The sequence below is a fragment of the Aliivibrio friggae genome, assembly GCF_057368515.1.
Genome location: NZ_CM170648.1, coordinates 293151 through 318971 on the forward strand (window position 1 = coordinate 293151; position 25821 = coordinate 318971).

Below are 25821 nucleotides of genomic sequence, written 5' to 3' on the forward strand. Positions count from 1 at the left end.
CAAATTAATTTTTATTATCGCTAGTTAAACAAGCTTTGCAGGTACCATGAGTTTCAACAATATGGTTCTCAACAGAAAATCCAATTTGCTCAGCATGCTTGGTTAGCTGCTCTGTAATTTTAATATCATGGAACTCTACAACATCATCGCAAGTGCGACAGATGAATAATTGTGAAAAATGGGCGTGTTCACCGATCACACAACAAGCAATGTAACTATTTATTGATTCAACCTTATGAACAAAACCCTGAGTAACCAAAAAATCTAAGGCGCGATAAATTGTCGGAGGTTTTGCCTGAGGTTCTATTTTTTTTAGTTGTTCTAAAAGATCATAAGCACTAATAGCACCTTGATAGGCAACAATTAGCTCTAAAACAGTTAATCGTTGTGGGGTTAATCTAACACCACGTTGCTGGCATAATTGCTCAACTTTTTGTTTTTGGGTACGATTCAAGGATTATATGTCTTATTTTCTGAACAAGATCCGCAAGTTTAACATAATTATTCCGATGTTTTAGTGACTATTTTTCAGAATCTCATGCTTTTACTGAGTATTTAATCATGGTAATAGGTTGGCTGTTTATGTTCTGGTTATGTTAGAATTGCGGTATTGATCACTGAACGAATTTATTTATGAGCTCTTACCCATTACAACGTTTTTCTGTTGCCCCTATGCTTGATTGGACGGATCGCCACTGTCGTTATTTTCATCGTCAACTATCTGAACATGCTTTGTTGTATACAGAAATGGTGACAACGGGTGCCATTATTCATGGTAAAGGTGATTTTCTTGCGTATAACGAAGAAGAGCACCCACTGGCATTACAGCTAGGCGGCTCAAACGTTAAAGATTTAGTACATTGTGCCAAATTAGCAGCAGAACGTGGTTATGACGAAGTAAATTTAAATGTGGGCTGTCCATCTGATCGTGTTCAAAATGGTCGCTTTGGTGCTTGTTTAATGGCAGAACCGGATCATGTTGCTGAATGTATCGCTGAAATGAAAGCGGTTGTTGATATTCCTGTAACAGTGAAAACACGTATTGGTATTGACGACCAAGACAGCTATGAGTTTTTAACTAAATTCGTTTCAACGGTTCATGAGAAGGGTGGTTGTGATCAATTTACTATTCATGCTCGTAAAGCATGGCTGAGTGGCTTAAGCCCTAAAGAAAACCGTGAAATTCCACCGCTTGATTACCCTCGCGCTTATCAAATTAAAAAAGATTTCCCTCAGTTAATTATTGCAGTCAATGGCGGCATTAAAACATTAGATGAAGCGAAAGAGCATTTAGCGCATTTAGATGGGGTAATGATTGGTCGTGAAGCGTATCAAAGCCCTTATTTATTAGCAGAAGTTGATCAACAACTTTTTGGTAGTGATAAGCCAATTAAAAAGCGTCGTGAAATTGTAGAATCAATGTACCCATACATTGAACGTCAATTAGAGAATGGTGCACATCTTGGTCATATTACTCGTCATATGCTTGGTTTATTTCAAAGTATGCCGGGTGCTCGACAATGGCGTCGCTATATCAGTGAAAATGCGCACAAGCCAGGTTCTGGTATTGAAGTGGTTGAAGCTGCATTAGCTAAAATTCCAGCTGAGTTAGATGTTTAAGCTTTTTTAACTTTAGTGAAATAGCGTTAAATAGAAATAAAAAGAAAGTACATAAATAAACCAGATCGTTTATTATTACTGCATATGAAACAAATAGCGTCGCAAATGGAGACTACGCATGAACAAACTATCCCTTACCGCTGTTGTTGCTTCGGCTGCCTTAGTATTGGCACTACCTGCACATTCAACAGAGAAGGAATTTACCACTAAAGTTGAAATTGATGCGTGGTTCCCTGATGCAAAAGTGGGCTCTAAAGATGATGCTATTCGTAAAAATGATGTAGATGCATCGCAAGCGTTCTCAATCGCTTTTGAACACCCATTTGCTTATGTACCAAATGTTAAAGTGCGTTATACCCCAGTAAAAGCAGATCGCTTTGAGTACGACCAAATTGACTACACCGGTTACTACAAGTTATTAGACACTAACGGTCTTCAGTTTGATGTCGGTTTAACCTTAACGCAGTTTGCTAATGGTGAATTCAATAAAGGTGGCTCTGTTGATTCAGCTCAACCACATGATCAAAGCTTTAGCGAAACAGCAATGAACATGTATGCCGATGCATCGATGCATATTCCAAACACACACTTCCACATTTTTGGTCAATACGATTTTGGTAGCGGTAGTGGTACTCGAACGATGGATGGTCAAGCAGGGGTTAAGTATATTCTTCCCGTTGATGCTGCGGTAGATGTTGAGTTTAAAGTAGGCTATCGCGTAATGGACCATGAGTTTGGTTATTTTGAAGGATTTGATAGCGACCAAGCAAATGTCATGGTTGATGGTTGGTTCGGTGGTGTGTCATTTGATTTCTAATCAAAATAAATAAAAGTTAATAAGATAGCGATTCAGGTGACTGGGTCGCTATTTTTTTATTTTAAATTTGCTCAATCCTTATTTTTTGACCATGCTTATAGAATGGATATTACTATGATATTCATATTTGGTAAGGATGCAGTTATGACGACATTAAGTGAATTGAAATTGATGTACCAAGAAGAGCAATTAGTAGAAGCTGTAATTGAGCCCGTAATGGTTGAAGGCCCTTGGATTGTTGAATTTCGCCATGTGCGTGGAGGCCTTGTCCTGCTTACCGATATGAAGGGAGGAGAAATGAAATACAGGGATTTAGAGTCTGCTTCAAAGAGTGCGCTAGCGGTTGGATTTAATCAAGTCAGGATTAATGATTAATCTCATTTTTAGCTGAATTAATTAACGCAAACATTTCTTTCTTCCAAAAAGTTATAAAACATACCTATCTATTCTTTCTTGTTATAGAAAAGAGTCGCTAATCTAATATGACGCAATGAATAGGGATGTCGTCATGTTATTAAAGGAACTCTCCGCACTCGCTAGTCCACTTAATGATCAACAAATAGGTCAATTACAGCTAGCGGCTTCAGAATTATCTCCACAACAACTTGCTTGGGTAAGTGGTTATTTTTGGGGTGTAAGCCAAACTTCTGGTGCTGCACAACCAATCAATCAAGCCGCTGCGGCGGTATCAAGTGAGCCTGCTGGTAAGCTATCAATCATTTATGCTTCGCAAACAGGCAATGCTAAAGGGGTTGCTGAAGCATTAAAAGCAGAAGCGTCTGCCTCTGGGATCAGTGTTGAGCTATTTGATGCCAGTGACTACAAAGGTAAAAACCTCGCTAAAGAAACTCACGTTGTTATTGTTGCGTCTACTAATGGTGAGGGGGAAGCCCCTGACAATGCCATTGAGTTGCATGAATATCTTCAATCTAAAAAAGCACCAAAATTAGATAACTTAAAATACGCAGTGATTGGTTTGGGGGATTCGAGCTACGAGTTCTTCTGCCAAACAGGTAAAGATTTTGATGCGTACTTATCTAAGAAAGGCGCGACGCCATTTATTGAGCGTATTGATCTTGATGTTGATTATGAAGCTCCAGCGGCTGAATGGCGCAAGCAAGCGTTAGAGAAAGTAAAAGAAACCTTATCAACCGGTGATGATGCTAAAAATGGGCAGGTAGTGCAATTACCTGTGGGTCAAGCCGCGCATAGTCAATCTCAATATTCAAAACAAAACCCTTATACGGCAACGTTATTAGCAAGCCAAAAAATAACGGGCCGAGATTCAGGCAAAGATGTTCGTCACATTGAAATTGATTTGGAAGATTCAGGCTTAACTTATCAACCGGGTGACGCACTTGGTGTTTGGTTTGAAAATAGTTCAGAGTTAGCTGCTGCTATCTTAAAACAAGTAAGCCTTACTGGTGAAGAGCAAGTTGATGTGGATGGAGAGTCAATCTCTCTACAAAAAGCGTTAGTTGAGAAATATGAAATTACCTCATCAAACCCACAGCAAGTAGCTAAATTTTCAGAGTTATCAGGCAGTAAAAAACTAGAAAAATTGGCACAAGATAAAGATAAATTACGTCATTATGCAGCTAACACTCAAGTTATTGACCTGCTATCAGAAAAGAAAACCAAATTAACGGCAGACCAATTAGTTGGTTTACTTCGCCGTCTAACTCCTCGTTTATATTCTATTGCTTCAAGCCAAACAGAAGTGGATGAAGAAGTGCATTTAACGGTTGCTGTTGTTGAATACCAACAAGGTGATGATACTCGATTTGGTGGTGCTTCTAGTTTCCTATCTCATCGTTTAGAAGAGGGTGATGAAGTAAAAGTATTTATTGAACACAATAATAATTTCAAACTTCCTCAAGATGATAATGCCCCAGTGATCATGATTGGTCCTGGTACGGGTATCGCACCATTCCGCTCATTTGTACAAGAGCGTGACAACCGTGATGCAGAAGGTAAAAACTGGTTATTCTTTGGTGATAGAACCTTCACGCAAGATTTCTTATACCAAGTTGAATGGCAAAAATACCTTAAGTCAGGCGTTGTAAATCAATTAGATGTTGCATTCAGCCGTGATCAACAAGAAAAAGTCTATGTACAGCATCGTATCTTAGAGCATTCAGCACAAGTGTGGCAGTGGCTACAAGATGGCGCTTATATTTACGTGTGTGGTGATGCAACTCGCATGGCAAAAGATGTACATGACGCGTTAATTACCATTGTTGAACAGCAAGGCAAGAAGAACAGAGAAGAAGCAGAACAGTTTGTAAATGATCTGCGTAAGGCGAAACGTTACCAAAGGGATGTGTACTAATGAGCGAACAAATTGCAGTAAAAACAATCTTATCAGGCACTGAACTTGGCCCATTAGCGGATAACGAACGTCTAAAACGTGAAAGTAACAACCTTCGAGGTACGATCGTGGAGGATCTTCAAGATCGCATTACGGGCGGTTTTACTAAAGATAATTTCCAGTTGATCCGTTTCCACGGTATGTATCAACAAGATGATAGAGATATTCGTGCTGAGCGTGCAAAACAAAAATTAGAGCCTCTGCATAACGTAATGCTACGTGCACGTATGCCGGGGGGAATCATTACACCAAAGCAGTGGTTGGCGATTGATAAGTTTGCAGAAGAAAATACCTCGTATGGCAGTTTACGTTTAACCACTCGTCAAACGTTTCAATTTCATGGTGTTCTGAAACCAAATATTAAGTTAATGCACCAAACATTGAATAGTATTGGTATTGATTCAATTGCAACAGCGGGGGATGTAAATCGAAATGTTCTATGTACCACGAACCCTGTTGAATCAGAGCTTCATCAAGAAGCCTACGAGTGGGCGAAAAAAATCAGTGAGCACTTATTACCAAAAACGCGTGCCTATGCTGAGATTTGGTTGGATGGTGAAAAATTAGAAACAACTGATGAAGAGCCTATTTTAGGCAGTAATTATCTTCCTCGTAAATTTAAAACGACTGTTGTGATCCCACCGCAAAATGATGTCGATGTGCATGCGAATGATCTCAACTTCATTGCCATTGCTGATAATGGAAAGCTAGTTGGTTTTAATGTTCTTGTGGGTGGTGGCCTTGCGATGACCCATGGTGATACTGCGACTTATCCACGAAAAGCGGATGATTTTGGCTTTGTTTCACTAGAAAAAACGTTAGACGTAGCCGCTGCAGTGGTGACGACTCAGCGTGATTGGGGTAATCGTTCAAATCGTAAAAATGCAAAAACAAAATATACGTTAGATCGTGTGGGTGTGGATGTATTTAAAGCCGAAGTTGAAAAACGAGCGGGGATTCAATTTGAAACTAGTCGCCCTTATGAGTTAACAGAGCGTGGTGATCGAATTGGTTGGGTAGATGGCATTGATGGTAAGTATCATTTGGCGCTATTTATTGAAAATGGGCGTTTATTAGATTACCCGGGTAAGCCATTAAAAACAGGTGTGGCTGAGATTGCTAAGATCCACCAAGGTGATTTTAGAATGACAGCCAATCAAAATTTAATTGTTGCAGGTGTACCTGCTGAGCAAAAAGATCAGATTGATAAAATTGCTCGTGAGCATGGCTTAATTGACGATGGGCATTCAGAGCAACGTAAAAACTCAATGGCGTGTGTCGCGTTTCCTACCTGTCCATTAGCAATGGCTGAGGCTGAGCGTTTCTTGCCTGAGTTTGTAACTGAAATAGAAGACGTACTAAAAAAACATAAGCTACCAGAAGAAGACAATATTATTTTCCGTGTCACGGGATGCCCAAATGGTTGTGGCCGTGCAATGCTTGCTGAAATAGGTTTAGTCGGTAAAGCACCAGGGCGTTATAACTTCCATTTAGGCGGTAACCGTAGTGGTACTCGTGTACCTAAAATGTATAAAGAGAACATTACAGACCGTCAAATCCTATCTGAAATCGATGAACTTGTTGGTCGTTGGGCTACTGAGCGTCAAGGTAATGAAGGCTTTGGTGATTTTACCATTCGAGCTGGCATTGTAGATGAAGTGATAGTATCAAAAAGGGACTTTTATGCCTAAATTGCAATTGTCAGAGCTGTTGCCATTAACTAAAGTTGAGCAAATTTTACGCTTATCTGAAGTTAATGCAGAGCTTGAAGCGCTGACCGCTCAAGAGCGAATTTTGTGGGCGTTAGAAAACTTAGAAGGAAACCCTGCGGTATCCTCAAGTTTTGGAATTCAAGCAGCAGTGATGTTGCAATTAGTCACTGATGCAAAAGCGGATACTCCGGTTATTTTGACCGATACCGGATATTTATTTCCTGAAACTTATCAGTTTGTTGATCAACTCACTGAGCGCCTTAAACTCAATCTGCACGTGTTTACTGCACAAGAGAGTCCAAATTGGCAAGAAGCACGTTATGGTAAATTGTGGGAAAAAGGCGTTGAGGGGATTGAACAATATAATAAGCTAAACAAAGTTCAGCCTATGCGTCGAGCGCTTGATCAGCTTGAAGTCGGGGTTTGGTTTTCTGGTTTACGCCGTGAGCAATCAAGTTCTCGTGCCAATCTGCCAGTACTTAGTATCCAAAATGGGGTATTTAAATTTTTACCTGTATTGGATTGGAGTAACAAAGATGTACATCATTTTTTAGAAGAGCGTGATTTACCTTATCATCCATTGCGTGATGACGGTTATCTCTCTGTCGGTGACACGCACACAACTCAAAAATGGGAACCTGGAATGAAAGAAGAGGAGACTCGATTCTTTGGTTTAAAAAGAGAGTGTGGGTTGCATGAAGATGATGGTGAGACTGCTGGCTCTGGAATATAAATAGTTTGTATGATGATAAAAAGACAGCGTGATAAGCGCTGTCTTTTTATTTACGGCTGAAAAATTATTTCCACAATGAAGTCAGAGAGCTAAGTAGACCTGAGCTTGCGTCTTGTGATGTTAAGTATTGGGTAATTAAAGGGGTAAATTGAGCAATAAGAGCAGGGTCTAGGCCCAGTGCAGAAAAGGCCGTTTTCACACTGTCCATATTCGATATCATGCTGCCTAACCCGCCTGGGATTGCACCTGTTAATGATTCAAGACCTGGGATCATGCTATTTAGTTCAGAGTTTTCAGAACTTGATAAACCATTACCTGCCATTGCCAATAGTGCCCCGGCACCGCCAGCAGCTTGATCCGCAGAAATACCTAGATTATCCGTTAGCATTCCCACCAGTGGATTCGATGCTGTTGCTTGTTCTGTAGTTGCTTCTTCATCGCCGCCGCCAAATAGGTTTGAAAGAAAAGCATTGGCAGGCGCTGCAGCAGTAAGAGAAAGCGCTAGAGTTGATAAGATTAGAGTTTTTTTCATTGTCATTTCCTTTTAACATTATGGTTTTGTTTTTCTAACATATTAACTAGAGTATGACATAAAAAAAAGCGATACCCATAGGCATCGCTTTCTAATTTTATTTTTAATCTTTTTTGAGAAAGATTAGATGATGTCTAGTAGTTCTACTTCAAATACTAGTGCAGCATATGGAGGGATTGCAGCGCCAGCGCCACGTTCACCGTATGCAAGGTCTTGTGGGATAGCAAGCTTCCACTTAGAACCTACAGGCATTAGTTGAAGAGCTTCAACCCAACCAGCGATAACGCCAGTTACTGGGAATTCAGCAGGTTGACCGCGCTCTACAGAGCTGTCAAATACTGTACCGTCAGTTAGCATACCGTGGTAGTGAACACGTACTGTTTTATCAGAAGTTGGAATTTCACCAGTACCTACAGTTAGTACTTCATATTGAAGACCAGATTCAAGTACAGTTACTTCTGAACGAAGAGCGTTATCAGCTAGGAAAGCTTCGCCGTCAGCTGCTGCTGCTTTAGATGCTTCAGCACGAGCTTCTTCAGCACGCATGTGAAGTGCTTGAAGTGCTTCGTTGATAGCGTCAACTTCGATTTCTGGCATGTCGCCAGTTAGTGAAGTAGCGATACCTTTAGCGATAGCTGCAACGTTTAGGCCTTCAAGACCAGATTGTGCAAGTTGTTGACCCATTTGAAGGCCAATACCGTAACTTGCTCTTTGCTCTACTGTTTCTAATTTAACTTCAGACATGCTGTCTCTCTTTCTTTATATGGTATAAACGAAAGACTAAAGGATACAGAGATCTAAGCTTAAGGTAAACTTTTGTACTTCTTTGCACTCTGATATTAGAATAAAACGTGAGCTAACCAGTTTCGCATGAGGCGATGGCATGAATAAAAAGAAAAAAATGAATATAAAACGTCCAGACTTCTCTGAGCAGCTGGCAATTATGAAGGATAAGTGCGAGCCGCTTTTAAAGAAAGTCTCACCTTATTGGCAGCGCTTACCTGCCTTTCATCAAAAGGCATTACAAATTTTAGTTCCTGTTACTTTTGTTTTAATTTTATTGCCAAGTGGTGCAGAAGAAGAGATTGAGAGTATTCAGCCTACAGTGATCCCTGCACCTGAAATGGAGAGGCAAAGTGTCAGTTTGAATCTTGAAGGATTGAGTGAGCAAGAGGCTGCACTTCGTGATGCCCCTTCTGCTTATGAAGTAGAAGTAGAACAAGAAAAAGAAAAAAGAGAAGCAGAGCCAGTAAAGAAAACAGAGGAAGTGAAAACGTCACAACCAACTCAAAGCTCTGCAAAATGGCATGATTATCAAATTCAAGCCGGCGATACGCTTTATCAAGTATTTAGAAAAAATAACCTTCCGCTTACTGAACTAAATAAAGTGGTAAAAATAGAAGGTGCTGATAAACCTCTGAGTAACATAAAAAAAGGTCAGCTATTTCGTTTTAAACTGAATCAACAAGGAGAGCTAGACATTCTTCAGATAGAACGAGATAACCAAGCAATCATGTATTTTAGAATGTCTGATGGTAATTTCGGGCGCAGTAAGTAACGCCCTATTCGAATGTTCTACAATGATTATCTTCCTCTTATTTTCTTTAACCACGTTTTAGGCATAAGAGGGAGGATGATTAATGCAATACCCATTACCGTTAATAAATCCGGCACCTCATCAAACCACATCACTCCAAATAGAACGACAAAAATTAATCCTGAATATTCAGCCAGAGATATTTGGGTTGCTGGTGCTTTTTTATATGCCATGGTTGCTAGGCCATTGTAACTAATAATAAAAGTAGCACTTAATGCGATCCAAAATACTTCATTATGAGTTAATGGCTGCCAGTAAAACCAAGCTAACCCTCCTGATACTGGTAGAGATAATAAGGTTGTCCAAAATAGGGTGGTGATCACCGATTGTTCATTAGGTATTTTTCGAACCAGTATATTATACAAGGCTAAAGTCATTGCCGTTCCTAGTGCAAAAATAGCGGCCCAATGAAATTGAGAGGGACGCAAAATAATAACAACGCCAATAAATCCAACGATGGTTTGAAGTACTTTTTTAGCTGAAGGTCTTTCATTGAGTAACAGCATTGAAAGCGGGATCATCAATAATGGAGCGGTATAAAAAACGGCATTGACAGTAGCAAGAGATAAATAAGTAATAGATACCACCATGCAACAACTGCCAATTAAGAGAATATGAGATCTTAATACCGTTATTTTCGGGTTACTTAAATTTCTTGATGTTGAAGACTGACGTATCCAAAAAGGAAAAAGAAGGGCGAGAGAGACCAGCTGGCGAAGAAAAATATACTGAAAAGGTGACACTCCACCATCAAGAACTTTTACTGCCACATCAGACAGAGATGCCAATAAATTACCTAATACAAGTAAGATAATTGCAAGGTTGACTGGTGTCATCATAGGTTTCATTTTCGTACTACTTAGCTAATCGCATGTCGACATGAGGAATATCATCCTCAAGATACATATCAGAAATAACGTTAAAACCATGTTTTTGATAAAAGTGGCTTAAATGTTCTTGAGCGCCAATATCAATAGTTTCCCCTGGCCATAATTCTTCACATAATATTAGAGCTTGTGAGATAAGCTCATGCCCTAGGCCATTACCTCTGGCTGTTTCTTTTGTTGCCACGCGACCAATACTGACATTGCTATAACTAACCCCTGCTGGCAGTAATCGAGCACAAGCGACCATTTCATTATTTTTAGTCCCAATTAAATGATAGACACCTTCATGGCAATCTTTCCCATCTAATTCAGGATATGGACAGGTTTGCTCTACGACAAAAACATCGACTCTTAAACGAAGCAGTTCATACAATTGTGCGGTAGTTAAGTCATTAAAAAGTATTTTTTGCCAATGGATCATAGAAATTATCTCGTTCAAAAAAGAAGAACATCAAGATACCTATTTTCACTTTTTTAGGCATTAACTTATGTTAACTTTTTTAATTCTATTTTTAATACGACTTAAACTGATGTGAGTGATACCAAGATAAGCGGCTACTTGATAATCACTTAATTGTGAGTGAAGATCTGGATAGTTTTGACAGAAAATTTCGTAACGAGACTGAGGGGAGTAAAGCAACATAAAACGCTCTTTTCTCTCCTTATAAATTAATTGAGTTTCGATCAGTTTCAGATAGAAAGGATGTGGTTGTGCTCGCCATTGATGTATATATTCAATAGGTAAGGATAAGAGTGTTGTTGCTGTTAGTGTTTCTAACGTATAGGGTGACTTCTCATTAGCGATGACGCCTTCAAATCCTACTACCCAATCTCCTTTCCAGTAAAACTCCTTACTAAATTCCTTACCATGCTCAGTTAAATATGAAGCATGACAAAGCCCGTCTAATAAGAAATAGAAAGACGTTGAATTGTCATTTTGTTTTATAACGACGTGTTTTGGTTTTAAATACTCTAATTTACTATTACGGATTAATTTTTCAATCTCATCAGCCGTAAAATTATAGTCTTGAAGTTGGGTAATAAAGTCTGTGAGCATTAGTTATTATCGACCAGAGAATTTGAGTTATCTTGATGCTTTTTAAGGTAGCACATCGCTTCTTCTTTCCCCATGTATTTACTTAATGTTTTGTGTGGCACATTACTCATATCAACTACGATTAATCCATCCAGAGCATCATTGAAATCAGGGTCTACATTAAAGCAGACTAACTTTCCATTTAGCCCTATGTATTGACGTAATAAAACAGGTAACCCTTTTCCTTTCTCAATGCGGCTCAGTACTTTGGATAATAGTTTTAAATCGCCGAGTAGAGACAGCATATCGCCATTCCATAGTTTTTTAATTGCAGGCTTTAGTGGGGTTGTTGCTGAAACGAGTGCTGCTTTTTTATTATCATAATGATGAATGGTAAGCGTTGAGGCGATTAGTTGGCGGGCCGATAGACTGTAATCATTACTGATACTCACAGGGCCAAATAAATGGGTGTATTTAGGTCGCTGATAAACGAATGTTGAAATCCCTTTCCACAATAAAAGTAGAGAGCTGACGTTTCGTTGATATTTTTTAGCCACAACCGATCGTCCAACCTCAATTGAATATTTGAGCGTCTCAATAAACGGCTGTTGATAATTAAAGAGGCTTCGAGAATACAGACCATCTAATCCAAATTCTGCGATTAATTCATCAACGAGGCCTAATCGATAGGAGCCTACTATTTCTTTGTTTTCTTGGTGCCAAATAAATAAATGATAATAGTGTGCGTCATATTCATCTAAGTCGCAATTTAGCCCTGTACCTTCTCCAACGTCTCTAAAAGTGATTTCTCTGATCCGTCCTATTTCTTGCATTATATTAGGGATCGCTTGGCTCTTACTGCAATAAACTGAAAGTCCATTTTGTTCCAACAACTTAGCATTACTGGCTAGTGACTCTATGTCATGTTCTAAAAGTGCAATGTCGATGGGTGCAATGACAGGAGATAAATGTGGAGATGGTATTTCTTTTCGAGTTTCGGTGTCAGTGTTGGTCGCGAGTAAATAAGTATTCAGTCTTAAATAGTTAATCGTTTCAATAGGAGAGCGAAAACCTGAGAGTTCTTTATGAGGGATCGCAGAACCAATAGATAAGTGAATTGTATTTTCTTTTTTATTGAGCATTTCTCGTCCCAGCATTAATGTTCTTAATAGTGGGTGTATTTTTCCGGCAAGATAAAAAGTGTGGCTATTTTTACCATCAATATAGATAGGTATCGTGGTGGCATTGTGCTTCTCAATAAATTTAGCCGCGGAGTAACTCCAACGTTTATCTTCAAGTAATTTTGTTTCTTTGTTATAGGTAGAGACTTCTCCAGCAGGGAAAATAATCAGTCCCCCCTGATTAGCTAAATGTTTATGGGCATCACGTAATGCTTTGGCATTGGTCTTTTTAGCTTGCTGAGTTTCAAAAACATCAACGCCAATAAACAGCTCACTTATCTCAGGAATTTGCTTTAGATATTCATTCGCTAATACTTTTACATCGGGTCGAACACGGCCTACCATTTCCGCTAATATGACACCTTCTAAAGCGCCTAATGGATGATTAGCAACAATCACGACAGGTCCAGTTTTGGGAATTGAATTGAGTTCACCTTGATGAATATCATAAGTTACATTCAAACGTTGAAGGGTGTAACGCATAAACTCAAAACTGGTTAATTCTAGAGGACGGTCTTGATAATGGGCATCTAAACGATGTAATCCTGTAGCCCATTCAGCAAGTATTTCTCCAATGCCAAAAGGGGTGACTCTAGGCAGTCGAAATGGACTTTCAATCATAATTACACTCCTTTAATTAAGTCATTAGCACTCGTCTATTTTTTTAATAATCGAGGCCAATTTTCATTACCTTGTGCAATAAAAGTCGAGATGCTCTCTTCCCATAACGCTTTTATCTGCGCGTCATAATTGAGATACAGTTTTCCATCTACAATTGAATATTGATTCGGATCGCCAGGTGCTCGATCATTTTTTTCAGCGACCGCCCAAGCACAAAAACCACCGTATTGAGGAGCGTATTGTGTTGGGTTTGCGCTAAATAAATCTAAGTTTTCTTGAGAGATAAAATACCAATCAGCATCCATATAAGAGATGACAAATTCAGAGTTTCCTTTTTGTGGTTTATCTGAAGTGAAGTAGCTAACACTGTCATAGCCGTCAATGGCTTTATTGCTAAAAAAGCCGGTATAAATAGCGTCTGCTGCAAACGTAGCGTGGCTAAATAAGAAGATAAATAAACATAATAACTTTTTCATAATCATGACCTTATTGTGTTAATTGTATGAGTGAGTGTTATCGTAAAAATGGAAAGGATCATCATAGGCCAAATACTTTTTGATTTGGCATGGAGAACCTGGGAAATAATGTAGTGAATTATTTTTATTACTTACAATGATGTGAGTAAAGCTGACGGTTTGAGCATCTTGGCGATGCATACAAGGGGAGCGATGCCCTAGTTTTGAGTGATGGTGTTGATGAAATTGATTCAGTGTTTGCCGATTTACCCCTGAGTTTGTTAATTCTTTATAAACTGATAAGCGATGTTCAATCACATTATCGGCATCGACAGAAGAAGAGATCATCGGTGAGCTAGGGTTTATTGATTCAAAGGTTCGTCCATCCCAACGAAATCCATAAACCCTCTCATTTCTTACTGATCCACTCGCGTGAAATATCAATAAAGTAAAAGCGGCAAAGCGAGATAACTCTATGTTGGAAAGCATTTCCTGAATCGAGTCAATGTGTTCGCAGGGGGCTAATTTTTTTATCAGTAGCCCACGACTTAATGCGTTACTGGGAGCCGTTTCTCCTTGATAGTAATTTAAAAGGCAAAGTGAAATGCCATTATTATTAAGTGAAACCCAACTCCCGCCGCCAACAGGGTCAATTGGCATAATGTAATCCACATTATTTTCTTGGAAAACTTGAGGGGTTAAAGCATCTGAGCGCGAACGTTGTTCATCTCGATTAAAAAATAATTCATAGCCTGTAGAGGTAGTAAACCAAGAGACTGTGCACATTAAGCCTCTCCTCGTAAATAGGTTGTTGTCGTTGGAGCTAAACCAAAACTTGATTGAGTATTTATGCCAATTGAAAGGGTTATCACTTTGATTAGGGCGTAATGATGAGAGGTATGGAGAGAAGCAAAAGTAATTTCTCGCTCAATACTTGAAAGCATAATATGGTCTTGTTTTTTATAAGGGCAGACTTCGGTAATTAATGACACTGGAGCCGTGAGGTATTCAAGAGGAAAAAGCTCTAACCAGTGGATCACATCACCAAGCTCTGTAATGGCGAGCGTTTTGTTTGTCTCGATTTCATGACCTCGACGACGGACATTATAATTGATGGGTACATGGTGATCTTTTTGAATAAGGGCTTGAAATAGATCCAATATGTGTCGGAAATGTTCACCGATAGAACTTTCGACATAAGGTAATGCAAGGTGAATATAATCACTGTCGCTAATGGCGTTGAGTAAAGATATTCCTTTTTTCAATTCATCAATACAACCGCTGATCACAGGAGATTGATGTATTTGTTGTGATGTTGATATAGGCATTAAAACTCCTTTTATCTAGTCAGTCGGTGGGTATTGAAGCGTCAGTTGTTTCTCTTCTTTCCATGCAGCCAATAGTTCTTTTATTTTCGGGGAGTTGTGACCTTGTTTTTTTTGTAGGGCACCAATTTCAAATAAGATTTTGTATTGAAGCAATAAGGTTGAAAAAATGGTTTTCAGAGGCGTATTTCTATCCCAAATATGAGCCGCTTCACTGCTCGCGCCATTAATTTCTAAAATGGTAAAATCATCTCCCTTCATTAAAGAGTTAATATCTTTAAATTTCACATCTAGCCTACCGTAGTGAAATCCCTCTAAATCATTAAATATGTGGTCTAGTTGCTCGGCTAATTGCTCAGTGATGTATTGGTTACCATCTCTAAAAATAGATCCTCGACTGTGACTACCTGCAAAGGCGAGTTGAAATTCTTTTCCCTTCTCTAAAATAGTATTTAATTTTTCTTTATGACGAGGCAAATACAAGTGAGCCAATTGACCAGTTCTGCTGTCATTTTCTATTAACTGTTTTAATGTGCTAATCCCATCACCAACAACAAGTGGAGAGTATTTAAGAGTAATAGAAATTATTTTCCCTTTTTTCTGATTAGGGTAGCGAACATAAAAAATCCCAGCCTCTGCTGAGTAAGGCGCTTTCTCTTGAATTAAAAATCGAGCGTTGGTTGGAAAGGAACTAAAATATTCACTTAGTTGATTTGGTGATGTAATTAATTTAACGCCTACCCCACGGCAGCCTAAATCAGGCTTTGCAACGATAGGAAAAAAGAGGTCCTTTTTGTTCATTATCTCAAGGGCATGTTTAGTTTGATCTAATACAGGCTTACTAGTTGTTGTGATTGTCGTAAATGGGGATATCCATTGCTTAGCTATCGGGCCTGCAAGGCTTAAAATATCATGTTTAGATTCTCCAACCATGCCGCTTAATTTAATTGATGGATTAGCTATAAGAGGAAGGGCGAAATCAAAATGTTTTATGCCAAGAAAAAAACTTTGGATAACTACGGGAGTATAAAAAAACCAGCTTGGTAAAAATTCATAAGGGGACACACTGCGATGAGTGTCTGGCTCCAGCTGTGGCATGCCGGCATTGATATGACCGGTTGCAATCGTTTTGATCTGATTATCCATTACGTCAGTTCCTTTGATATTTTCTTTCTTGCTAGTCGATTTGTAGCAAATAAAACGAATGTCATTATTGGGATTAATAACCACTGATGTTCACTGGTTTTAACCCATGAGCTGCTACCCAAAAAGAACACACTAGGAAAAACAATCGCTGTCCACACCGCAGTAGCGCTCATTACAGAGATAAAAAAGGTGCTAATACGAATATGAAATACGCCACTTAATGTAAAGCCTACGGTTCTAAGTCCTGGGATAAATCGAATAATGAATAAATTAAGCATAGGATTAGATTGCAGTTTTTTCCTTATGTAGCGTAAATGAGTGTTAGTTAATGTTTTATATCGGAGTAAACGAAAACGAGTAGATAGGCGACCTAAAAAATATAAGCCGAGATCGCCACTCGCAATACCAATGAAAGCCGCCAGTAAGCCCATGGTGGGCGTAATGACATCTTGAGCAGATAAACTTGCAGCGGTGATAATCGCAAGATCTTCTAATAGGTAAGACAGGAGGATAATTCCGATAAAAATAGAGATTAGAGAGGCCGATTGAATAAAAAATATATTTTGAATCGCGTGAATCATCTCGTTCATGAATCCCCCTTTTATTGGTATTTATTAAGCGTGGCCTTGTGTTGCTAAAATGTAAAGAAATATTCAGTTATTGATTTTTGAGCGTCTGATTAATAAATAGTTCAAATTTAAATCGGGGCGTTATGAATGTATTTTGGTGCCTGAAAATGAGGGTGTATTTATTAAGGAAGGTGTTTTTCAGACTATAAAGAGGGAGTTTGTTTTTGATATAAAAAAATAGCACAGTTAAAGAATAACCATGCTATTTTTGAATTGACTATGTTTTTAGTATAACTAAAACATTATCGTTCGCTGTATTACTTACTTAGATCAATGTTATAAACGGCAAAACCGACTTCATCAGTCGCAACACGTTTCATTGGGTATTGACCCTTGTCTTTAATAAACTGAGCGGCTTTATCACTTGGTGATGTTTCAAAGCGAATGTCTAGCTTCTTATTGCTCTTAATTGGAGCGAAAGACCAGTTGTTGTCTGCTGCTGGCTTCACTTGGCCTTCTTCTTTACTTACACGTGAAATGTAACTAGAAAGAACCGTACGGTTTTCATCTGGTGCATCAAATGCAATGAAGTCAGTACCTGTGCCTGGGAATTTGTTGCTGTAAGCGCGGTAGTTGTTAGTTGCGATAAGGAAGTCTTGCTTCATATCAATCGCTTTACCTTGGTAAGTTAGACCAACAATACGCTCCGAACCTTCGTTAATTACGTTACAGTCACCATCATATTTTGCTGGTTGAGTAACATCGATTTGGTAGTTAACGCCATCAATAACATCAAAGTTATAGGTACGGAAGCCATCCCAATCAATTAATTGTTGTGGCGCTGTGCTATTAATGTCGATTTGTTTAAATTGACCAGCAGAACATTCAAGCCACTCTTTTACTTCGTGACCAGTAACCTTCATTGCCACTAGAGTATTTGGGTATAGGTATAAGTCAGCTGCATTACGGAACGTTAATTGGCCCGACTCAACTTCAGTGAAGTTAGTAGGATCATTGCCACGACCACCTGCTTTAAATGGAGCAGCAGCAGAAAGTACCGGTGTGCCATCTAAATCAGGGTCACCTTGAATGAAGCGTTCTACGTAATCTTGTTGTGCAAGGTTAACGATTTGAACAGTAGGGTCATCTTGCACTAATGCTAAGAAGCTATACATAACATCGTCAGCTTTACCGATAGGTTGGTTAACGAAATTACGGGTGCCTTTATGGTCAGCTTCTAGTGCTTTAACAATGCCTTCATCAGCCGTTGCTAATGATTTTTTCTCTTTCTTATCAAAGATAGGGCGAGCTTCAGATTGGCCTTTTACTACAGCCCATTTACCATCTTTTTGCTCTAGAGTTAAATCCATCACACCAACGTGGCTACCCCAACGTCCAGGCATTACAGCAGCAACGCCATTCATCGTACCATTTTGGTTATCGATGCCTTGCATGTCATCAAACCCTTTACCAGGGAAAACAGCATGAGCATGGCCGAATGCGATAGCATCAATGCCTTCTACTTCAGATAGGTAAAAAGTAGAGTTTTCTTCGCCTTGTTTGTATGGGTCAGTAGATACGCCTGAGTGCGGGATCGCAACAATAACATCAGCGCCTTCTGCTTTCATTTGAGGAACAAGTTCATTGGCTGTTTCGATAATGTCACGAGCAATGACTTTGCCTTCAAGATTCTTTTTATCCCACACCATGATTTGTGGTGGAACAAAACCGATGTAACCCACTTTAATTTCGTGCTCTACACCAGCAGTATCTTTAAACGTATGCGTTTTAATGATGTAAGGCGTAAAGTAATGTTCTTTTGTTTCAGCATCGTATACGTTTGCACTGATGTAAGGGAAGTCAGCGTCGTTAATTGATTCTGCTAAGAAATCTAGACCGTAGTTAAATTCATGGTTGCCTAGGTTAGCTGCATCATAATCGAGTTGATTCATTGCTTTATATGCAGGGTGAACTTCACCCGCTTCAATGCCTTTATCTGCCATGTAGTCTCCCATTGGGCTACCTTGCAGTAAATCACCGTTATCAACAAGAACACTGTTTGTTACTTCACTGCGAGCTTCTTTTACTAGAGTCGCTGTGCGCGCTAAACCAATTTTTTGAGATGGTTTATCTTTGTAGTAATCGTAATCCATTAGGTTGGTATGGATATCTGTTGTTTCTACAACACGTAGCTTAATTACTTCGTTTGTGTCTTCAGTTGTTGTGCAACCAGACAAAGTCAGTAAGCCTAGGCCAGCAAGAACGGCAAGTGATACAGGTTTAGCAGAGAGTTTCATCGTGTTCTCCAAAAGGTGATAATCATAAAAGCGCCAATAAGATAACAGATTGGTTATGTTATAAATGTAACTGGCCTCTTAATCTGTGCGCTTGATCTTCTTTCCGTGTGCTTTACGGTAACAAGATCACAGCTTAAACAGGTATTTACAGGTTGTTTTCTGTGTTTCGTTTTATTTCAGGAAAACTTCGTTAGCATTAAATCGAATAAAAAATGAAATTTTAGAATTTCAGGTAATAAAGCAACCCGTCTATAGTGACTTTATTGGAATGAAAAATAGCCATCGCTAGAAAAGAGCATTGATGCTTGTTAGAGCAATTAATGCCATTAGTGATGTCATTGCCAAATTTAGCCTAAAGGACAAAACACACATGGACGCAAAACGATTAACCCACCTTCAACAGCTTGAAGCTGAAAGTATTCACATTATTCGTGAAGTCGCTGCTGAGTTTGATAACCCAGTAATGATGTATTCGATTGGTAAAGATTCTTCTGTGATGCTGCATCTTGCTCGTAAAGCTTTTTATCCAGGAAAAATCCCATTCCCTCTTTTACACGTTGATACTGATTGGAAATTCAAAGAGATGATTGAATTTCGTGAGAAAACCGCAAAGAAATATGGTTTTGACCTATTAGTACATAAAAACCCTGAAGGTATGGCAATGGGAATTAACCCATTTGTTCATGGTTCATCAAAGCACACCGATATCATGAAAACTCAAGGTTTAAAACAAGCGCTAAACAAATATGGTTTTGATGCGGCTTTTGGTGGCGCGCGTCGTGATGAAGAAAAATCTAGAGCCAAAGAGCGTGTGTATTCGTTTCGAGATAAAAACCATACGTGGGATCCAAAAAATCAGCGTCCAGAGTTATGGAATACCTATAACGGTCAAGTAAATAAAGGCGAAAGCATTCGAGTTTTCCCATTATCGAATTGGACTGAGTTGGATATTTGGCAATATATTTATTTAGAAAATATTGAAATTGTTCCACTTTATTTATCTGAGAAACGCCCTGTGGTTGAGCGTGATGGCATGTTGATCATGGTAGACGATGAACGTTTAGAGCTAGAAGAAGGCGAAGAGATCCAACATAAAGACATTCGCTTTAGAACCTTAGGCTGTTATCCATTGACTGGTGCAGTGGAATCTACCGCAAATACCTTACCTGAAATCATTGAAGAGATGTTGGTTGCTACCTCAAGTGAGCGTCAAGGTCGAGCGATAGATCATGATTCATCTGGTTCAATGGAACTGAAAAAACGCCAAGGTTACTTTTAATATCAAGCATCTAAGGAAGGATTAAATAATGAATAGTGCAGTAGAGCAACAATTAGAAGAGCTTGGTATTGAAGCTTATTTAAAAGAACATCAATACAAATCATTACTTCGATTTTTAACTTGTGGTTCGGTGGATGATGGTAAAAGTACCCTCATAGGCCGATTACTCCATGACTCAAAACAAATCTATGCAGATCAGTTAGATGCCGTTCATGCAGATAGCCAACGCGTAGGCACAACAGGTGAGCGTCCTGATTTAGCATTATTGGTTGATGGCCTGCAAGCTGAGCGTGAACAAGGCATTACTATTGATGTTGCGTATCGTTATTTCTCAACTCAAAAACGTAAGTTTATTATTGCAGATACTCCGGGACATGAGCAGTACACGCGAAATATGGCAACCGGCGCATCTACCTGTAATGTTGCGGTTATCTTGATTGATGCGCGTAAAGGGGTGCTTGACCAAACTCGTCGTCACTCTTATATCGCGAACCTGCTTGGTATTCGTCACTTTGTGGTTGCAGTAAATAAAATGGATTTAGTAGATTACTCTCAATCTCGCTTTGAAGAGATTAAAGAAGAGTACTTAACTTTCTCCAAGAAGCTAAATAATCCAAATCTAGATATTTCTATCCTACCGTTATCAGCCTTAGAAGGAGATAACGTGGTAAATCAGAGTGAGGAGCTATCTTGGTATCAAGGTACGCCGTTATTAGAGGCGCTTGAGAATATAGATATCGATTCAGACAGAGATAATGGAGAGTTTAGATTTCCAGTGCAATATGTGAATCGTCCAAATCTAGATTTTCGTGGTTTTGCAGGAACTGTTTCTGCGGGTGGAATTTCTGTTGGTGATGAGATTGTTGCTTTGCCATCGGGTAAAAAATCAAAAGTGGCGCGCATTGTTACCTTTGATGGTGATTTAGATTCAGCCCAAGCAGGTCAAGCGGTGACATTAACGCTTGAAGATGAGATTGATATTAGCCGCGGTGATTTACTAGTGAAGGCGAACTCTAGCTTACAAGCTACGGATCAATTTAAGGCTGAGATTGTATGGATGACAGAAAAAGGGCTAGAACCAGGTCGTCAGTACGATATTAAAATTGCAGGTAAGAAAACGGTAGGCCAAATTGATGCGATTCATCATCAGGTAAATATTAATAGTCTGGATACGTTTGAGACACAAGAATTGCCTCTAAACGGCATTGGTTTGTGTGATGTCTCCCTGACAGAAACGGTGAGCTTAGATCGTTATCAAGATTGTGCCGATACGGGTGGCTTTATCTTTATTGATCGCTTAACGAATGTCACGGTAGGGGCTGGTATGATCCAAAACCTTTCTGAACTGAGTGATGCGAAACCTATCAATGATAATGTCAGTGCTTTTGAGGTGGAATTGAACGCGTTAGTTCGTAAACATTTTCCTCATTGGAAAGCACAAGACGTTTCTAAACTTTTAAGTTAATGGCTTAAAAAGGAATAGTCTATGGCATGGGAACAAGGATTCGTTCTAGCTTTATTAGCTCTTATTATTGTGAGCTTATTAGCAAGTAAATTAAAACCAAGTGTGATTTTTGCAGGGGCGGCGTTTATTGCTTTTATGCTAGGGATGATTGATTTACCTAGCTTGGCAAAAAACTTTACTAACTCGTCACTGCTAACTTTGGTGTTATTGATTTTAAGTTCTTGTGCCTTAGAAAAAACACGTCTTATCAGTTGGGTAGGGCGCTATATTTCAGAAGGAAGGTTAGGGAGTGTGGTAGGAAAATTGGGTCTATCTACTGCTATTCTTTCTTCTTTTACTAATAATACCGCCGTGGTGGTGTCTTTAATTGGTGCGATAAAGCGTAATCAACGCCACGCGCCTTCTCGTCTGCTTATTCCTCTCTCTTATGCTGCAATCTTAGGTGGCACATTAACCTTAATCGGAACATCAACTAATTTAATTATTAATAGTTTTGTGGAAGATGCGGGTTTACCAAGTTTAAGTTTCTTTGCACCAACAACGATTGGTATCGCGGTACTGCTTGGCGGCCTGTTAATTTTAATTCCATTAAGTTATTTGTTACCTCAATACGATGAGGGGCATCAAGATGAATTGCCCTACTTTTTAGAAGCTAGAGTTCAAGGCGGCTCACCATTAGTTGGAAAGTCGATCAGTGAAAATAATTTAAGAGCATTACGTAAACTCTTTTTAGCTGAAGTGATTAGAGAAGGGAAAACTATCGCTTCGGTTGACCCTGATATGGTGCTCTTAGCTGGAGATAGATTACTGTTTTGTGGTGATATTGAAAGCGTCACGACTCTACAAGAAATTAATGGCTTAACACTGTTTGGGCAGCATCATTTAAATGGTCAGAATTTAATAGAAGTTATTGTCAGTCAATCTGCATCTATTCGTGGAAAAAGTATTAAGTCTTCTAAATTTAGAGATCGTTTTGATGCTGTGGTTGTCGCAATTCGACGAGGCCATGAGCGCCTTGAAGGTGGTTTGGGTAAGATTGAGCTACAGGCGGGTGATACCTTAGTTTTAGTACCAGGAAAAGATTTTGAGCAGAGTAAGCAGCAACTAAAACGTGAATTTGTCATTATTAGTGATCTCGATTCTGCTGCAAAATTGGATGGTGACAAAAGTGCATTGGTTTTATTAGGTTTTGCAGGTGTTATTGCTGCTGAGTTATTGAATGCATTTCCGATTATCAAAGGGCTGTCGGTGTATCTTTTGGCTCTCTTAGCGCTTGGTGTGATTAATATTGGAGAATTACGTCGTCGTTTTCCGATTGATATTGTCGTTATCGTTGGAGCGGCACTTTCGATTGCTCAACTAATGTTGTCATCAGGTTTATCTGTACAGCTTGGCAATATGTTCATGGAGTTATTTAATGGCTGGGGAGTGATGGGAGCCTTGATTGCTGTTTATCTGATTACTTTGGTATTAACGGAATTAATCACCAATAATGCGGCGGCAGCGTTGGCGTTTCCTATTGGCTACAGTATGGCGCTAGGTTATGGCGTCGACCCTATGCCTTTTATTATGGCGGTATTGTTTGGAGCCAGTGCGAGTTTTATTTCTCCTTATGGATATCAAACCAATTTATTAGTATTTAGTGTGGGTAACTACACGCTGCTTGATTACGTAAAAGTGGGATTACCGATGTCGATTATTTATTCGGTATTAGTGCTGACGTTAATCCCTTATTTTTTCCCATTTTAATTCAAGGATGAAACATGACAGTCAAAGACGCAGTGAAAGATGAAAATATTGTTTGGCACCAACATTCAGTAACTAAAGACACTCGCTCTACATTGAAAAACCAGAAGCCAGCAGTACTTTGGTTTACTGGGTTATCTGGTGCAGGGAAATCGACTATCGCTGGGGCGCTAGAAATTAAGTTAGCTGAACTTGGTTATCATACTTACCTATTAGATGGAGATAATGTTCGTCATGGTTTATGTCAGGATTTAGGCTTTTCGGATCATGATAGGCAAGAAAACATTCGACGTATTGGTGAGCTTGCAAAACTAATGGCAGATGCCGGTTTGATTGTATTAAGTGCCTTCATCTCACCGCATCGAGTCGAGCGTCAAATGGTTCGAGAATTATTACCAGAAGGCGAGTTTTTAGAAGTCTTTGTGAATACTTCTCTGGATGAATGTGAAAAAAGAGACCCTAAAGGATTATATAAAAAAGCACGAGCAGGAGAGATAAAACACTTCACAGGAATTGATTCAGAATACCAATCCCCGGTAAATCCTGAGATTGATTTACCGGCCGGAAGTGAATCTATTGATGCGTTAGTTGAGCAGTGTTTAGAAGAGCTGAAAGCAAGAGGAATCATTAAATAGATCTATTTTTACATTTAAGTTAGACCATTGTTTTAAGTCTTTGAATCTTTAAAAAGCCCTTAAATATTGATGTATTTAGGGGCTTTTCTATGTATGAAGCAAAAAATTATGCCGTCGTTGAAATGGTTTTTTTTACGTCTGTTTCAACAATGAACTTTTGACTTAATAACCCTATTAGGTTGTCGTAATAATTTTCGTTAGGCTTATTACCTAATAATTTGCACAGTTCCGCACCTGTAGGACTAAAGCGATAATAGACAAAACGAGATCCTTTTTGCATTGGCTTTATAGCAATGTTCTTTCCTTGATATTGCAGTGGCAATGCGGGTTCAAACTCTATTTCTCCGGATTCTAATTCCGTACCAAGCAACAGGCCTAGTTCAATTAATAGTAATAAACTTGAGTAGGGGAGCTTGTAATTACCTAAATGAACTAATTGTGGGCCATCGGTTTTATACAGATTAAAAAGGGTGCCAGCACACTTATAACCGAGCAGTAATTTCTTACTGTTATCTTGCCCAAAACTACAAGCTAATGAGGCTGCTCGCTGGAACGTTTGTGCTTCACGTTGTGTCATATCTTTCAGCACTTTTAGTGCTTTCATGGATGTTGAGCCGGGGGTAATTACTTCTTGTTTAAAAATTTGACTCCATAATCGCTGCATTGATGGGTCATGAATATCTTTAGCCATTTCAAAGAAACGATGAAGCCAATCAGGATCAGGCTCGCCAGCGGTTTCATCATTACAATAATCATGAGCAAACTTAATAATTTGTTCTAAGTTTTGTTGTTGTTGCTCTCGTAGTAATTTCTCTCGATATAAAGATCGCTTTAAAAGGGTTTCTTCTGGTTTTGGTGCGTGTAGTTTTGCAGCCAAACCTTGTTTTATTGCGATCTCAGTGAGTCGACGAGCACTACTTATCACGTAATGTTCTTTTTTGTGTGTTGGTTGTTCTTTTACATTTTCATCTTTAGGGATGATTTTTTGTGATGAGTTCATTGATTGACCTAGCCCTGAGTAACGGTTCTTCCTTTATATTATCGGTATTAGAAAATAAAAACTTTAATATCAAAACAAGAATTAAGAAAAAATCAAAAAAACAGTAAGAGTAAATATGGCTAAATGCTAAATTTTTGTTAAAATAATGAGTGTTGATTAGTTTTCAAGTCGAGGGATAGAATGAAAGGCTTAGGTTTTAGAAAAATGCTGTTTAGCGTAGTGCTTGCTTCAGGGTATACAGCAACACTGGTCTATCTTTCTCATTATATATAATAATTCCAATAGACCAGTGATTACATTCTAGTTACATTTACTCGTCGTCATACTCTTCTAAACGAACGCCTTCAATAAGATAACCAGTCTCTGCAAGTTCGCTATTAATGGTTTCTGTCTTTAGTTTTCCTACGATATAAATAACATCCCACAATTGCTGTATTGGAGCGCCTTTTTCAAACTTAACATAAATGATTTGGTTTGGCGGTGGTGGTGGTACGTGGATACAAGCGCCAAAGTAAGGCACTAGCAAAAACTCAGTGATCATTGTGTCATCACCTTCTAAAGGAATAACAAATCCAGGTATTTTAACCATACTGCCATTCAACTCTTGTCGAACACCACCTACAAGAGATTGCTGCATTTGAGAGCCATTATGATCAACTTTAGGCATGCCTACCGCATCGAATTGATTTCTTTCTTGTTCAGGAACTAAGTCAATCCAATCGAGTTTTAATACGTCATTACTTATAGCGCTAAAGGGCAGAAGTAATAAAAAACAGAGTAAGAATTTCTTTTTCATA

General features: G+C 38.9%; 26 protein-coding genes. 11 read left to right on the forward strand and 15 right to left on the reverse strand.

The genetic code is table 11. The features are described from left to right. Window positions 1–4: 4 nt before the first annotated feature. Window positions 5–454 (reverse strand): zinc uptake transcriptional repressor Zur, encoded by a 450-nt coding sequence (gene zur / locus AC2INI_RS01345; protein ID WP_122032906.1) that lies wholly within the window; start codon window positions 452–454, stop codon window positions 5–7. Window positions 455–633: 179 nt separating this feature from the next. Here zur and dusA point away from each other — a divergent pair, with 179 nt between their 5' ends. From dusA to AC2INI_RS01375, 6 genes are all read left to right on the forward strand, one after another. Beyond that, window positions 634–1620: a tRNA dihydrouridine(20/20a) synthase DusA gene (gene dusA, locus AC2INI_RS01350; RefSeq protein WP_122032907.1), complete on the forward strand. Its 987-nt coding sequence runs from the start codon at window positions 634–636 to the stop codon at window positions 1618–1620. A 118-nt stretch (window positions 1621–1738) separates the two neighbouring features. Further along, entirely contained in the window at window positions 1739–2437 is a 699-nt protein-coding gene (locus AC2INI_RS01355; RefSeq protein ID WP_486305187.1) for a TIGR04219 family outer membrane beta-barrel protein, read from the forward strand. A gap of 144 nt (window positions 2438–2581) precedes the next feature. Continuing rightward, window positions 2582–2812 carry a hypothetical protein gene (locus tag AC2INI_RS01360; RefSeq protein ID WP_122032938.1) on the forward strand — a complete coding sequence of 77 codons (231 nt, stop codon included), beginning with the start codon at window positions 2582–2584 and terminating at the stop codon, window positions 2810–2812. A 133-nt stretch (window positions 2813–2945) separates the two neighbouring features. After that, complete coding sequence (locus tag AC2INI_RS01365) at window positions 2946–4769, forward strand: assimilatory sulfite reductase (NADPH) flavoprotein subunit (protein ID WP_122032909.1); 1824 nt, start codon at window positions 2946–2948, stop codon at window positions 4767–4769. Beyond that, a complete protein-coding gene (gene cysI / locus AC2INI_RS01370; RefSeq protein ID WP_486305188.1) occupies window positions 4769–6499 on the forward strand; it encodes an assimilatory sulfite reductase (NADPH) hemoprotein subunit in 1731 nt (576 codons plus the stop codon). Before AC2INI_RS01365 ends, cysI begins: the two co-directional genes overlap by 1 nt. Beyond that, window positions 6492–7253: a phosphoadenylyl-sulfate reductase gene (locus AC2INI_RS01375; protein WP_122032911.1), complete on the forward strand. Its 762-nt coding sequence runs from the start codon at window positions 6492–6494 to the stop codon at window positions 7251–7253. Before cysI ends, AC2INI_RS01375 begins: the two co-directional genes overlap by 8 nt. A 64-nt stretch (window positions 7254–7317) precedes the next feature. Here the strand turns inward: AC2INI_RS01375 and AC2INI_RS01380 are convergent, their stop codons facing one another. Together AC2INI_RS01380 and bamJ are read right to left on the reverse strand one after the other, a co-directional pair. Continuing rightward, on the reverse strand, window positions 7318–7785 hold the full coding sequence (locus AC2INI_RS01380) for a DUF2780 domain-containing protein (RefSeq protein WP_486305189.1): 468 nt from the start codon (window positions 7783–7785) through the stop codon (window positions 7318–7320). Between the two features lie 123 nt (window positions 7786–7908). Then, on the reverse strand, window positions 7909–8529 hold the full coding sequence (gene bamJ, locus AC2INI_RS01385; protein ID WP_122032913.1) for a BamJ family beta-barrel-assembly machinery protein: 621 nt from the start codon (window positions 8527–8529) through the stop codon (window positions 7909–7911). A 139-nt stretch (window positions 8530–8668) separates the two neighbouring features. On the opposite strand from bamJ, the gene AC2INI_RS01390 reads away from it, so the two are divergent. After that, window positions 8669–9343: a LysM-like peptidoglycan-binding domain-containing protein gene (locus AC2INI_RS01390; RefSeq protein ID WP_486305190.1), complete on the forward strand. Its 675-nt coding sequence runs from the start codon at window positions 8669–8671 to the stop codon at window positions 9341–9343. A gap of 26 nt (window positions 9344–9369) precedes the next feature. Here AC2INI_RS01390 and AC2INI_RS01395 read toward each other — a convergent pair whose 3' ends face one another. The 10 genes from AC2INI_RS01395 to AC2INI_RS01440 all read right to left on the reverse strand — a co-directional run bounded on the left by AC2INI_RS01395 (window position 9370) and on the right by AC2INI_RS01440 (window position 18899). After that, window positions 9370–10218 carry a DMT family transporter gene (locus AC2INI_RS01395; protein WP_486305678.1) on the reverse strand — a complete coding sequence of 283 codons (849 nt, stop codon included), beginning with the start codon at window positions 10216–10218 and terminating at the stop codon, window positions 9370–9372. A 19-nt stretch (window positions 10219–10237) separates the two neighbouring features. Beyond that, on the reverse strand, window positions 10238–10690 hold the full coding sequence (locus AC2INI_RS01400; protein ID WP_045102984.1) for a GNAT family N-acetyltransferase: 453 nt from the start codon (window positions 10688–10690) through the stop codon (window positions 10238–10240). A gap of 60 nt (window positions 10691–10750) precedes the next feature. Further along, the gene (locus AC2INI_RS01405) at window positions 10751–11326 is read right to left on the reverse strand and encodes a Crp/Fnr family transcriptional regulator (RefSeq protein WP_486305191.1); all 576 of its coding nucleotides are present in this window, start codon (window positions 11324–11326) and stop codon (window positions 10751–10753) included. Then, on the reverse strand, window positions 11326–13107 hold the full coding sequence (locus tag AC2INI_RS01410) for a bifunctional lysophospholipid acyltransferase family protein/GNAT family N-acetyltransferase (RefSeq protein WP_486305192.1): 1782 nt from the start codon (window positions 13105–13107) through the stop codon (window positions 11326–11328). Before AC2INI_RS01410 ends, AC2INI_RS01405 begins: the two co-directional genes overlap by 1 nt. A 35-nt stretch (window positions 13108–13142) precedes the next feature. Then, window positions 13143–13583 (reverse strand): YHS domain-containing (seleno)protein, encoded by a 441-nt coding sequence (locus tag AC2INI_RS01415; RefSeq protein ID WP_486305193.1) that lies wholly within the window; start codon window positions 13581–13583, stop codon window positions 13143–13145. A gap of 18 nt (window positions 13584–13601) precedes the next feature. Continuing rightward, on the reverse strand, window positions 13602–14348 hold the full coding sequence (locus AC2INI_RS01420) for an NRDE family protein (RefSeq protein WP_486305194.1): 747 nt from the start codon (window positions 14346–14348) through the stop codon (window positions 13602–13604). Continuing rightward, complete coding sequence (locus AC2INI_RS01425) at window positions 14348–14890, reverse strand: hypothetical protein (RefSeq protein ID WP_122032920.1); 543 nt, start codon at window positions 14888–14890, stop codon at window positions 14348–14350. Before AC2INI_RS01425 ends, AC2INI_RS01420 begins: the two co-directional genes overlap by 1 nt. Before the next feature lie 15 nt (window positions 14891–14905). Next, window positions 14906–16033: a D-alanine--D-alanine ligase gene (locus AC2INI_RS01430; RefSeq protein ID WP_486305195.1), complete on the reverse strand. Its 1128-nt coding sequence runs from the start codon at window positions 16031–16033 to the stop codon at window positions 14906–14908. After that, window positions 16033–16623, reverse strand: coding sequence for a DedA family protein (locus AC2INI_RS01435; RefSeq protein ID WP_486305196.1), 591 nt, complete (start codon window positions 16621–16623; stop codon window positions 16033–16035). Before AC2INI_RS01435 ends, AC2INI_RS01430 begins: the two co-directional genes overlap by 1 nt. 296 nt (window positions 16624–16919) lie before the next feature. Beyond that, window positions 16920–18899, reverse strand: coding sequence for a bifunctional 2',3'-cyclic-nucleotide 2'-phosphodiesterase/3'-nucleotidase (locus AC2INI_RS01440; protein WP_486305197.1), 1980 nt, complete (start codon window positions 18897–18899; stop codon window positions 16920–16922). Between the two features lie 370 nt (window positions 18900–19269). On the opposite strand from AC2INI_RS01440, the gene cysD reads away from it, so the two are divergent. The 4 genes from cysD to cysC are packed head-to-tail and all read left to right on the forward strand — an operon-like array spanning window position 19270 to window position 24024. Further along, complete coding sequence (cysD, locus tag AC2INI_RS01445) at window positions 19270–20178, forward strand: sulfate adenylyltransferase subunit CysD (protein ID WP_122032939.1); 909 nt, start codon at window positions 19270–19272, stop codon at window positions 20176–20178. 28 nt (window positions 20179–20206) lie between these two features. Beyond that, window positions 20207–21643, forward strand: a complete 1437-nt coding sequence (gene cysN / locus AC2INI_RS01450; RefSeq protein ID WP_486305198.1) for a sulfate adenylyltransferase subunit CysN — start codon at window positions 20207–20209, stop codon at window positions 21641–21643. A 21-nt stretch (window positions 21644–21664) separates the two neighbouring features. Continuing rightward, window positions 21665–23392: an SLC13 family permease gene (locus tag AC2INI_RS01455; RefSeq protein WP_486305199.1), complete on the forward strand. Its 1728-nt coding sequence runs from the start codon at window positions 21665–21667 to the stop codon at window positions 23390–23392. 14 nt (window positions 23393–23406) lie between these two features. Then, window positions 23407–24024: an adenylyl-sulfate kinase gene (cysC, locus tag AC2INI_RS01460; protein WP_486305200.1), complete on the forward strand. Its 618-nt coding sequence runs from the start codon at window positions 23407–23409 to the stop codon at window positions 24022–24024. Window positions 24025–24130: 106 nt separating this feature from the next. On the opposite strand, the gene AC2INI_RS01465 is transcribed toward cysC, so the two are convergent. Together AC2INI_RS01465 and AC2INI_RS01470 are read right to left on the reverse strand one after the other, a co-directional pair. After that, complete coding sequence (locus AC2INI_RS01465) at window positions 24131–25024, reverse strand: TIGR03899 family protein (RefSeq protein WP_486305201.1); 894 nt, start codon at window positions 25022–25024, stop codon at window positions 24131–24133. Window positions 25025–25334: 310 nt separating this feature from the next. Beyond that, on the reverse strand, window positions 25335–25820 hold the full coding sequence (locus AC2INI_RS01470; RefSeq protein ID WP_486305202.1) for a DUF3299 domain-containing protein: 486 nt from the start codon (window positions 25818–25820) through the stop codon (window positions 25335–25337). Between the last annotated feature and the right edge of the window lies 1 nt (window position 25821).